Origin of the sequence: Knoellia sp. LjRoot47 (assembly GCF_964253435.1) — a bacterium.
In the GTDB taxonomy this organism is placed as follows: domain Bacteria; phylum Actinomycetota; class Actinomycetes; order Actinomycetales; family Dermatophilaceae; genus Knoellia.
This window is the reverse complement of the sequence record NZ_CAXUQS020000001.1, coordinates 527,618-538,463: the sequence shown is the minus strand read 5'-3', so window position 1 is coordinate 538,463 and position 10,846 is coordinate 527,618. Positions and strand designations below refer to the sequence as shown.

Here is a 10,846-nt window from a genome sequence, read left to right as displayed (position 1 = left end):
GCAGCCGGCGCGCGCGAGCGCGTCAGACTCCGGGCTGCGGGAGGTGCGCCCACGGCATACCAAAGTCGTATGCCGCTCGGGACCGGCGGCCGATGTGGGCGACCCGGCCACGACGGCAGGGTGGACACCATGATCACAGTCGAGAACCTCACGAAGCGCTACGGCAGTTTCACCGCGGTGGACGGCATCTCCTTCGAGGTGCGCCCCGGCAGCGTCGTCGGCTTCCTCGGGCCGAACGGCGCAGGCAAGTCCACGGCCATGCGGATGATGACCGGGCTGACGCCGCCGACGAGCGGTGGGTCCACCGTCCTCGGCAAGCCCTACCGCGACCTGCACAACCCCGGACGCCAGGTCGGCGTCATGCTCGACGCCTCCGCCCAGCACCCCGGCCGTACCGGTCGCGAGGTCCTGCGGCTCGCCGCGATCCAGATCGGGGTGTCCAGAGCGCGCGTCGACGAGGCGCTGGCCCTCGTCGGGCTCACCGACGAGGAGGCGGGACGCCGGGTCCGCAACTACTCGCTCGGCATGCGGCAGCGGCTCGGCCTGGCGTCGGCGCTGCTCGGACAGCCCGAAGTGCTCATCCTCGACGAGCCGGCCAACGGCCTCGACCCGCAGGGCATCCACTGGATGCGCGGCCTGCTCCGCGGCTTCGCCGACGGCGGTGGCACCGTGCTCCTGTCGAGCCACCTGCTCCACGAGGTTCAGGTCATCGCCGACGACCTCGTGATGATCGGCCGCGGCCAGATCGTCGCCCAGGGCACCAAGGACGAGCTGCTCAGCCGCGGCGGCACCACCGTCCGCTCGACCGACGACAAGGCCCTGCACGCCGCGCTCCAGCGCGCCGAGGTCCCCGTCACCGACATCGCCTCGGGCCTCGTCGTCGACGCCGAGCCCGGTGTCGTCGGGCAGATCGCCCTGGACGAGCGCATCGTCCTCCTCGAGCTCCGCTCCGGCGGGTCCGAGGGCCTCGAGGAGATGTTCCTCAGCCTCACCGCAGCCACGTCACGCGAAGGGACCGCAGCATGACCACCACCGACACCAGCACCGAGGCCCGCAACCCGGCGCTCGACCCGAGCCTCGTGCAGCCGACCTCGACGCCGGGTGCCGACGGCCGGCCGGGCGTGCCGATGCAGCGGCTCATCCACGTCGAGCTCCGCAAGATGGTCGACACCAAGGCCGGACGCTGGATGCTCATCGTCATGTCGTCGATCTCGCTCGTCGTCGTCACGGCGCTGCTCATCTGGGGTGAGTCCGACGAGATGACCTACGAGTCGTTCCTCGGCTTCACGGCGCTGCCGCTCGCCATGCTCCTGCCGATCCTCGGCATCATGGCCGCGACGGCGGAGTGGAGCCAGCGCACCGGCCTCGTGACGTTCACCCTCGAGCCGCGACGCGGCCGGGTCGTCGTCGCCAAGGTCGTCGCGGCCCTCATCCTCGGACTCGTCGTCACGGCGGCGGCGTTCGTCTTCGCCGCACTGGCCAACGTCGTCGGGGCGTCCGTGGGCGACGGCAGCGGCGCGTGGGACGTCACGTGGAAGGTCGGGCTCGGCGTCGTCCTCGGCTTCGCGATCTATGTCCTCCAGGGGCTCGCGTTCGGGTTCGTCTTCCTCAACACCCCGTTCGCGATCGTTGCCTCCCTCCTCCTGCCGACGCTCTGGACCATCGCGGTGAGTCTCGTGTCGTCGCTGGCGGAGCCGAGCAAGTGGCTCGACCTCAACCAGGTCACCGAGCCGCTGTTCAGCGGGTCGATGACCGGTGAGAACTGGGGCCAGCTGTCGACGTCGTTCGGGGTGTGGGTGCTCCTGCCCCTTCTCCTCGGCGCCTGGAGGGTCATGCACCGCGAGGTGAAGTAGCCCGAAGGCCGGCCGCCCCGGGTGGGCGGCCGGCATACGGCAGGCGCCCCCGGCGGAGGGTGCTCGGTGGGGTTCAGGGGCCCATCGAGCATCCCCCACCGGGGGCGCCTGTGCGTCTGCCGTGTGCCTGTCTCAGCCGATGCGGTCGCGCAGCTCGCGCGCGAGGACCTTGCCGGTCGCGTTGCGGGGCAGCTCGTCGAGGAAGTGCACCTCGCGCGGGACGCAGTGCCGGGCGCGGTGGGCCTTGACGTGCTCCTTGACCTCGTCCTCGGTGAGGTCGTGGCCGTCCTGGAGCGCGATGAAGGCGGCGAGCCGCTGCCCGAACTCGGGGTCGGGGACGCCGACGACCGAGACCTCGCGGACCGCGGGGTGCTCGACGAGGAGCGACTCGACCTCGATCGGGTAGACGTTCTCGCCGCCGCTGACGATCATGTCGTCGTCGCGACCGTCGACGTAGAACAGCCCGTCCTTCTCGTGGCCCATGTCGCCCGTGGAGACGAGGCCGTCGACGAAGTCCTTGCTGTCCCCGGAGGTGTAGCCCTCGAAGACGAGGTCGTTGCCGCAGAAGAGGCGGCCGGTCTCGCCGGGCTCCACGTCCTGGCCGTCCGCGTCGAGGATGCGCACGACCGTCCCGAGGGGCGGGGTGCCGGCGGTGTCCGGGTCGCGGCGCAGGTCCTGCGGCGTCGCGATGCAGACCCAGGACGCCTCGGTCGAGCCGTAGAGGTTGTGGAGGACGTCGCCGTACTCGTCCATGAACCTCGTCGTGAACCCGTGCGGGTAGGCCGAGCCCGAGGTCGCCACGACGCGGAGGTGGGGGCGCCGGCTGCGACCCTGCGGGTCCGCCGGCAGCTCCATCATCCGCTGGAGCATGACGGGGATCGCGAACATCGTGTGGCACGAGTGCGTCTCGAGCGCGTCCTTGGCCCGCTGCGGGTCGAAGCGCCGCTGCAGCACGATCGTCGACCGCATCGCGAAGGCCAGCTGCATCGCGGCGTAGCCCCAGGTGTGGAAGATCGGGGCGCTGATGAGGGTGCGGTCCTCGGCGTGCAGCGGGATGCGCTCGATGATCGAGATGAGCGGGCCGAAGCCGCCCGGCGTCTTGCGGGCGGCGCCCTTGGGGGTGCCGGTGGTGCCGGACGTCAGGATGATCGTGCGGCCGCCCCTGGCCGGTGGGGCGAGCGAGGGCGCGGCGGGTGCGGCGTCGAGCTCGGCCGACCAGTCGCTCTCGCGGACCACCGTGAGGGTGTCGGGCAGGTCCTGCACCGCCGCGTCGAACTCGTCGTCGTGGATGACCCCGACGACCTCCTGCTGATCCACGACCTGTGCCAGCTGGCCGGACGACAGGCCGGTGTTGAGGAGGACGAGGTCGATGCCGACCGCCGAGGCGCCGGTCATGATCTCGATGGCGCCGACGTGGTTGCGGGCCAGGAGTCCCAGCCGCTGACCGGGCTCGAAACCCTTGCCGCGCAGCAGTGCCGACGCCTTCTCGCTGCGCGCCAACAGGTCCGAGTACGTCACCGGACCCTGGTCCTCGTCGATGACGGCGACCTGGTCGGGGCTGCGGTTGGCCGCCTGGCGCAGCTCGCCGCCGAGGCCGAAGCCCCACTTCTTGAGCGCGAGCAGCTGGGCCACCTGACGGTACGGAGGAGCGGGCGCGAGCATGCCCCGCCGGGCCATGACGGTGCCGACGGTGAGCAGGCTGATCGCCATGGCTCAGCCCTTCGGCGTGTCGAACCAGTTCTGGAAGGCCATCGCCGCGCTGAGGTCCCCGCGGGCCTTGACCTTGCCCATCATCACCATCATCGTCGGGTTGCCCGAGCCGGTGATGAGCTTCGCGAACTCGGCCGGGCCGAGCATGATCGAGGTCTTGGGCTCGGCGGTCGGGCTCTTCTCGATCGTGCAGGTGCCGTCCTTGACGACGACGGCGTAGGTGTCGTCCGTGCCGCCGGGGCCACCGGTGATGCGCCAGTTGACGCGGGCGTCGGCGCCCTTGGCCTTCTCGGGGTTGAACAGGGTGGGGAAGCGCTCGAAGATCGCGTCGAGGATGGCGGTGCGGTGCTCGCCGCCCATGACCTCGTTGATCTCCTTGTCAGAGGCCTTCTTCACGGTGTCGGCGAACTCCGCGGCGCTCATGGTGCCGAAGGTGGTGGGGTCGATGCTGGTCATCGCGAGGCTCCTCCTCGTTGAGGTCAGGGGATCAGCCTCGACCCTACTTGCGGGTAGGTGGAGCGACAACGGCTCGCTCCCTGTGCCTCCGGTCACACCACGCCTGTCCGGTGCAGACATCGAACGCGGAAGGTCCCACGGAGTGCGGCGTAGGGGCCGCGTTCCGTGGGACCTTCATCCCGGCCGGGAGTCCTGCGTGGCGTCAGGCCTTCTTGGTGGCCTTCTTCGCCGTCGCCTTCTTGGCCGTCTTCTTCGCGGCCGACTTCTTCGTCGTCTTCTTGGCAGCGCGCTTGCGGGTCGTCGGGCCCTTGGCGCGCTTCTCGGCGAGCATCTCGAAGGCGCGCTCGGCGGTGAGCGTCTCGAGGTCGTCGTCACGGCGGAGCGTCGTGTTGGTCTCGCCGTCGGTGACGTACTCGCCGAAGCGACCGTCCTTGACGACGACCGGCTTGCCCGACACGGGGTCGGGGCCGAACTCCTTGAGCGGCGGCTTCGCCGCGGCGCGGCCACGCTGCTTGGGCTGGGCGTAGATCGCCTCGGCCTGCTCGAGCGTGATGTCGAACAGCTGCTGCTCGGTCTCGAGCGAGCGCGAGTCGGTGCCCTTCTTGAGGTAGGGACCGTAGCGGCCGTTCTGCGCCGTGATCTCGACCTTCTTGGTCGACTCCTTGCCGTCCTCGCCGGTGACCGTCTCGTCGACCACACCCACGACGCGCGGCAGCGACAGCAGCTTGAGCGCCGTCTCGAGCTCGATGGTCGCGAGGTCCATGTCGGCGAAGAGCGACGCGGTGCGGGGCTTGACCTTGGCCTTGCCCTTGAGCGCAGCGGTCTCCTCGTCCAGCACCTCGGTGACGTAGGGCCCGTAGCGCCCTGCCTTGGCCACGATGTCGCGGCCGTTCTCCGGGTCCTGGCCGAGGACGCGGCCGTCGTCGGCCGCGGTCGCGAGCAGCTCACGCGCCTTCTCGGGCGTCATCTCGTCGGGGGCGATGTCGTCGTTGATGGTCGCGCGCCGCGGCGTCGACCCCTCGCCCGAACCAGAACCGGCACCCGAATCGGAGGCCGAGTCACCGGCATACGACTCGGAGACCTCACCGGTCAGCGGGTCGACACCGGCCGGCGCGACCTCCTCGACGTAGGGGCCGTAGCGGCCCACGCGCACGACGATGCCGTCGCCGATCTCGATCGTGGAGATTCCGCGGGCGTCGATGTCGCCGAGGTCGGCGACGAGGTCGCGCAGCCCCTCGCTCGACGACGCCTCGTCACCGAAGTAGAACCGCTTGAGCCAGGTCGCACGCTGCGCGTTGCCGCCGGCGATCTCGTCGAGGTCCTCCTCCATCGACGCCGTGAAGTCGTAGTCCACGAGCCGGGTGAAGTGCTCCTCCATGAGCCGGGTCACCGCGAACGCCAACCACGACGGCACGAGCGCGTTGCCGCGGTTGGAGACGTAGCCGCGGTCCTGGATGGTGCCGATGGTGGAGGCGTAGGTCGACGGGCGGCCGATGCCCTTCTCCTCCATGGCCTTGACGAGCGTGGCCTCGGTGTAGCGGGCGGGTGGCGAGGTGTCGTGCCCGCCGGCCTCGGCCCGGATGACCGTGAGCGCGGTGCCCTCGCCGAGGCGGGGGAGGCGTCGCTCCTCGTCGGCCGTCGCGTTGCGCTGCTCGTCCCGGCCCTCCTCGTAGGCCGCGAGGAAGCCTCGGAACGTGATGACCGTGCCGCTCGCGGTGAACTCGACGCGCTCGGCCGGGGCCCCGGCAGCGAGGTCCGCGCCGAGCTTGACCGTGGCCGTGGACCCGCGGGCGTCGGCCATCTGCGAGGCGATGGTGCGCTTCCAGATGAGCTCGTAGAGGGCGAACTCGTCGCCGCGCAGCTCGCCGGCAACCTGGGCCGGGGTGCGGAAGCGGTCACCGGCGGGGCGGATCGCCTCGTGGGCCTCCTGCGCGTTCTTGACCTTCTTGGCGTAGTTGCGCGGCGCGTCGGGGACGTAGTCGCCGCCGTAGAGGTCGCGCGCCTGCTGGCGGGCCGCGGTGAGCGCCGACTGCGACAGGGCCGTCGAGTCGGTACGCATGTAGGTGATGTAGCCGTTCTCGTAGAGCCGCTGCGCCACGCGCATCGCGTTCTTCGAGGACAGGCGCAGCTTGCGCGACGCCTCCTGCTGGAGGGTTGACGTCGTGAACGGCGCGCTCGGGCGTCGGGTGTAGGGCTTCTCGGCGACCGAGACGACCGACACGTCGGCGGTGAGGACGGCGGTGGCGATGCCGGTCGCGGCGGTCTCGTCGAGGTGTGCGACGTCGCCCTTGAGGTGGCCGTCGTCGCCGAAGTCACGGCCGGTGGCCACGCGGCGGCCGTCGACCGACGACAGGCGCGCCGTGAACGCGGAGGACTCGGCGTCGGGCGTGAACTCGCCCTCGACGTCCCAGTAGTTCGCGGACCGGAAGGCCATCCGCTCGCGCTCGCGCTCGACGACCATGCGGGTGGCGACGGACTGGACACGTCCGGCGGAGAGCCCGGCCTTGACCTTGCGCCACAGGACCGGCGAGATCTCGTAGCCGTAGAGGCGGTCGAGGATGCGGCGGGTCTCCTGCGCGTCGACGAGGGCCGTGTCGAGGTCGCGGGTGTTGGAGGCTGCGCGCTGGATGGCCTCCTTGGTGATCTCGTGGAAGACCATCCGCTTGACGGGGACCTTGGGCTGGAGGGTCTCGAGGAGGTGCCAGGCGATCGCCTCGCCCTCGCGGTCCTCATCCGTGGCGAGGTAGAGCTCGTCGGCGCCCTTGAGCAGCCGCTTGAGCTCGGCGACCTTCTTCTTCTTGTCGCTGTCGACGACGTAGTAGGGCTCGAAGTCGTTGTCGACGTCGACGCCGAACTTGCCGAACGGCCCCTTCTTGATCTCGGCGGGCATCTCCGAGGGGGTCGGGATGTCGCGGATGTGGCCGACGGAGGCCTCGACGTCCCAGTCCGGGCCGAGGTAGCCGGCGATCGTCTTGGCCTTGGCCGGCGACTCGACGATGACGAGCTTGCGGCCCGTGGGGGCCTTCGTGGTGGGGCTCATGGCGCACCTGTCCTTTGCTGATCACCTCGTGCAGCGGATTCGTCGCTGCTCCTACGAGGGAACGGCCCTGACGGTACAGGCTCGGCTCAGATCGTCGAATCCAGACCCAGGACCTCGGACAGTCGCGCCCGCATGACGTCGCGGTTCGGCGTGACGCCCAGCCACAGCTCGATCGCAACCGCTCCCTGCGCGACGAGCATGCCGAGCCCGTCGAGCTTGGCGGCGCCCGTGCGCTCCGCTTCGCGCAGGTATGCCGTCCGCGGCGGGTTGGGAATGACGTCGGCCACGAGGAGCTCGGGCCGCAGGCTCTCGACGTCCACCGCGACCAGCTCGTCGGGGTTGCCGAGTCCCACCGAGGTGGCGTTGACGACGACATCGGCGCTGGTCGGGACGGCATACGACTCGGTCCACGGCTGGAAGTCCGCGTCCGCGCCGGTGTGCTGGTCGACGAGGGCGGCGAGCGCCTCCCCGCGCGAGGCGTTGCGGTTGACGACGGTGATCCGGGCGGCACCGGCCAGCGCGGACTCGACGGCGATGGCGCGCCCTGCCCCACCCGCTCCGAGGACGACGACGTGCGTGCCGGCGGGGTGGCGTTGCTCGCGCATCGCCTCGACGAAGCCACGGCCGTCGGTGTTCTCACCGATGAGGCCGCCGTCCCGGGCGACGACGCAGTTGACGGCGCCGATGAGCTCGGCCGACTCGCCCAGCCCGTCGAGGTGGTCGATGACGGCAACCTTGTGCGGCATCGAGCAGTTGAAGCCGACCCAGCCCATCGCCCTGGCCCCGAGGACCGCGTCGGCGAGGTCGGCCGAGGAGACGTCGACGTTGACGTAGCGGGCGTCGAGCCCCGCCGCCGCGTAGGCCGCCTCCATCATCGCCACCGTCGGGTTGTCGTCGGCCGGGGTGGAGAAGGAGCCGGTCAGCGTGCTCAGGAAGCCCATGGCCCACCTTCCCACCGCGGGAGGTGCGTCCGCCACGGATGGGGGGCGCACGGCATACGACGCGGTGGTCTGAGAAACGACTTGACCCTCACGCGACGTGAGCCGTCACGGTGGTCCCATGACCACGACACGAGAGACTGTGACGGTGGACGAGCTGCTCACGGTGGGACAGGTGGCCGCGACCTTCGGCGTGACGGTGCGGACGCTGCACCACTACGACGAGGTCGGGCTGCTCACGCCGTCGGAGCGCTCGCACGCCGGCTACCGCCTCTACACGGCCGACGACCTCGAGCGGCTGGCGACCATCGTCACCTACCGGCGGCTCGACCTGCCGCTGGACGAGGTGGCGGCCCTGCTGCGCGGCGACGGCTCGACGATCGAGCACCTTCGGCGCCAGCGTGTCGCGGTCATGCACAAGGTCGACGAGCTCAGGGGGCTCGTCGACGCGATCGACAAGGCGATGGAGCGAGAGATGAACGAGCAGCCGGCGACCCACGAGGACCTCAAGGAGATCTTCGGCGACGGGTTCAAGGACGAGTACCAGCAGGAGGCGCAGGAGCGCTGGGGCGAGACCGACGCGTGGAAGCAGTCGGCACGCCGCACGAAGGGCTACACCAAGGCCGACTGGGAGCAGATCAAGGCCGAGGGTGACGCGGTGAACGCACAGTTCGTCGCGGCGCTCGAGGCGGGGCTCCCGGCGACCTCACCCGAGGCGATGGACGCCGCCGAGGCCGCGCGCCTGCAGATCCACACGTGGTTCTACGACTGCTCGCACGACTTCCACCGCAACCTGGGTGACATGTACGTCGCCGACCCGCGGTTCACGAAGACGTACGAGGGCATCGCGCCGGGGCTCGCGCAGTACGTCCGCGACGCCATCCACGCGAACGCCGACCGTCACGCCTGAGCCGCGTCTCAACTTTTGCTCCCCGTGCGGGAACCTTGAGGGTCCGGAGGGAAGATGTCCCTCCGGACCCTCAAGCTTCCCTCCGGATGGCTGACACAGCGCCCGTATGCCGTCCGCTCGCCGCGGTGCCCGCCTGTCCTCGCGCTCGCCTAGGCTCGGCCCGTGAGCGGACAGGGACTCTTCATCGCCTTCGAGGGCGGCGACGGCGCGGGCAAGTCGACGCAGGTGCGGCTGCTCGCGGCGGCGCTGGAGTCGCTCGGGCGCGAGGTCGTCGTCACCCGCCAGCCGGGAGGCACCCCACTCGGCGCCGAGATCCGCGACCTCGTCCTGCACGGCAACCACGTGTCGCCGAGGGCCGAGGCGCTGCTCTTCGCCGCCGACAAGGCGCACCACGTCGACCAGCTCATCCGGCCGGCCATGGACCGCGGCGCCGTCGTCGTCACCGACCGCTACACCGACTCCTCGGTCGCCTACCAGGGTGCCGGTCGGGACCTCGGGGCCGTCGAGGTGCACGACCTGCAGATGTGGGCCGTCGACTCGCTCGTGCCCGACCTCACCGTCATCGTCGACATCTCGGCGGAGGAGGGGCGCAGCAGGCGGGGCGAGGTCCACGACCGGCTCGAGTCCGAGGCCGACACCTTCCACGAGGCGATCCGCCACCACTTCCTCGCGATGGCCCAGGGCGCGCCCGAGCGCTACCTCGTCGTCGACGGCACCCTCTCGCCCGAGCAGATCCATGCGGCCGTCATGGGACGGCTCGAGTCGTCCGGCCTCCTCGACGGGGGCGCCGCGTGAGCGTCTGGCGCGACGTCATCGGCCAGGAGCCGGCGGTCACGACGCTGTCCCGGGCCGTCGAGGACCCGGCGTCGATGACCCACGCGTGGCTGCTCACCGGACCGCCGGGCTCGGGCCGTTCGGTCGCGGCGCGCGCGTTCGCCGCCGCCCTCCAGTGCCCGGTCAACGGCTGCGGTCAGTGCCGCGAGTGCCGCACCGCCTCCGACGGCACCCACGCCGACGTCGACGTCATCGCCACCGAGGGGCTGTCGATCAAGGTCGAGCAGGCCCGCGACCTCGTGGCGCTCGCCGCCCACCGCCCGTCCGTCGGCGCGTGGCGCGTCATCATCGTCGAGGACGCCGACCGGCTCACCGAGCGGGCCGCCGACGCCCTGCTCAAGGCCCTCGAGGAGCCGGTGCCGCGCACCGTCTGGATGCTCTGCGCCCCCTCCGTCGAGGACGTCATCATCACCATCCGGTCGCGCTCGCGGCACGTCCGGCTGCGCACGCCCTCGGTCGAGTCGGTGGCCGACCTCCTCGTGCGCCGCGACGGCGTCGACCGGCCGATGGCGATGTATGCCGCCCGCGCCGCCCAGTCCCACGTGGGCCTCGCCCGACGGCTGGCCCGCGACGAGAACGCCCGCATCCGCCGCCACGACGTCATCACGCTGGCGTCCAAGATCCGCACGGTCGGCGACGCCATCGACGCGGCCGCCGACCTGTCGACGATCGCCACCGAGGAGTCGCAGGCGTCCTCGGCCGAGCGCGACGCCGCCGAGAAGGCCCGGCTCATGGAGGTGCTCGGCGCCGACCCCACGGCTCGTACCCAGCCGCCGCACATCCGCTCGCAGCTCTCCTCGCTCGAGAAGGAGCAGAAGGCCCGGGCCACCCGCTTCTCGCGCGACATGGTGGACCGCGCCCTCGTCGACCTGCTCTCGGTCTACCGCGACGCGCTCGTCCTGCGCACCGGAGCCCCCACGGCGCTCGTCAACGAGGACTCGCGCAACGTCGTCCAGCAGGTCGCGCAGGTGCTCTCGTCGGAGCGGGTGCTTGTCGCCATGGACGCGATCGGCACGGCGCGCGAGCGGATCGCCGCCAACGTCCAGCCCCTCCTCGCGCTCGAGGCGATGGCGCTCGACCTCCGCCTGCCCCGCTGAGGGCACGG

At 71.1% G+C, this 10,846-nt stretch carries 9 protein-coding genes; 5 read left to right on the top strand and 4 right to left on the bottom strand.

The window, feature by feature from the left end; genetic code table 11:
• Positions 1-129: 129 nt before the first annotated feature.
• Together ACSQ11_RS02745 and ACSQ11_RS02740 are read left to right on the top strand one after the other, a co-directional pair.
• Positions 130-1,026, top strand: a complete 897-nt coding sequence (locus tag ACSQ11_RS02745; RefSeq protein WP_436002809.1) for an ABC transporter ATP-binding protein — start codon at positions 130-132, stop codon at positions 1,024-1,026.
• On the top strand, positions 1,023-1,853 hold the full coding sequence (locus tag ACSQ11_RS02740; RefSeq protein ID WP_436002807.1) for an ABC transporter permease: 831 nt from the start codon (positions 1,023-1,025) through the stop codon (positions 1,851-1,853). Before ACSQ11_RS02745 ends, ACSQ11_RS02740 begins: the two co-directional genes overlap by 4 nt.
• A gap of 132 nt (positions 1,854-1,985) precedes the next feature.
• Here ACSQ11_RS02740 and ACSQ11_RS02735 read toward each other — a convergent pair whose 3' ends face one another.
• From ACSQ11_RS02735 to aroE, 4 genes are all read right to left on the bottom strand, one after another.
• Positions 1,986-3,563, bottom strand: a complete 1,578-nt coding sequence (locus tag ACSQ11_RS02735; protein WP_436002805.1) for an AMP-binding protein — start codon at positions 3,561-3,563, stop codon at positions 1,986-1,988.
• A 3-nt stretch (positions 3,564-3,566) separates the two neighbouring features.
• A complete protein-coding gene (locus tag ACSQ11_RS02730) occupies positions 3,567-4,019 on the bottom strand; it encodes an SCP2 sterol-binding domain-containing protein (protein WP_436002803.1) in 453 nt (150 codons plus the stop codon).
• A gap of 202 nt (positions 4,020-4,221) precedes the next feature.
• On the bottom strand, positions 4,222-7,059 hold the full coding sequence (gene topA / locus ACSQ11_RS02725) for a type I DNA topoisomerase (RefSeq protein ID WP_436002801.1): 2,838 nt from the start codon (positions 7,057-7,059) through the stop codon (positions 4,222-4,224).
• 86 nt (positions 7,060-7,145) lie between these two features.
• The gene (aroE, locus tag ACSQ11_RS02720) at positions 7,146-8,000 is read right to left on the bottom strand and encodes a shikimate dehydrogenase (protein ID WP_436002799.1); all 855 of its coding nucleotides are present in this window, start codon (positions 7,998-8,000) and stop codon (positions 7,146-7,148) included.
• Between the two features lie 118 nt (positions 8,001-8,118).
• Here aroE and ACSQ11_RS02715 point away from each other — a divergent pair, with 118 nt between their 5' ends.
• The 3 genes from ACSQ11_RS02715 to ACSQ11_RS02705 all read left to right on the top strand — a co-directional run bounded on the left by ACSQ11_RS02715 (position 8,119) and on the right by ACSQ11_RS02705 (position 10,838).
• Positions 8,119-8,907, top strand: a complete 789-nt coding sequence (locus tag ACSQ11_RS02715; protein WP_436002797.1) for a MerR family transcriptional regulator — start codon at positions 8,119-8,121, stop codon at positions 8,905-8,907.
• Positions 8,908-9,069: 162 nt separating this feature from the next.
• On the top strand, positions 9,070-9,702 hold the full coding sequence (gene tmk, locus ACSQ11_RS02710; RefSeq protein ID WP_436002795.1) for a dTMP kinase: 633 nt from the start codon (positions 9,070-9,072) through the stop codon (positions 9,700-9,702).
• Positions 9,699-10,838: a DNA polymerase III subunit delta' gene (locus tag ACSQ11_RS02705; protein ID WP_436002793.1), complete on the top strand. Its 1,140-nt coding sequence runs from the start codon at positions 9,699-9,701 to the stop codon at positions 10,836-10,838. The genes tmk and ACSQ11_RS02705 overlap by 4 nt, the downstream gene beginning before the upstream one ends.
• The last annotated feature ends 8 nt before the right edge of the window (positions 10,839-10,846 follow it).

Excerpts from the sequence above, each read along its gene's own strand:
- aroE (WP_436002799.1), bottom strand. The coding sequence starts at position 8,000 with ATGGGCTTCCTGAGCACGCTGACCGGCTCCTTCTCCACCCCGGCCGAC.
- ACSQ11_RS02715 (WP_436002797.1), top strand. The coding sequence starts at position 8,119 with ATGACCACGACACGAGAGACTGTGACGGTGGACGAGCTGCTCACGGTG.
- ACSQ11_RS02740 (WP_436002807.1), top strand. The coding sequence starts at position 1,023 with ATGACCACCACCGACACCAGCACCGAGGCCCGCAACCCGGCGCTCGAC.
- topA (WP_436002801.1), bottom strand. The coding sequence starts at position 7,059 with ATGAGCCCCACCACGAAGGCCCCCACGGGCCGCAAGCTCGTCATCGTC.
- ACSQ11_RS02730 (WP_436002803.1), bottom strand. The coding sequence starts at position 4,019 with ATGACCAGCATCGACCCCACCACCTTCGGCACCATGAGCGCCGCGGAG.
- ACSQ11_RS02745 (WP_436002809.1), top strand. The coding sequence starts at position 130 with ATGATCACAGTCGAGAACCTCACGAAGCGCTACGGCAGTTTCACCGCG.
- ACSQ11_RS02735 (WP_436002805.1), bottom strand. The coding sequence starts at position 3,563 with ATGGCGATCAGCCTGCTCACCGTCGGCACCGTCATGGCCCGGCGGGGC.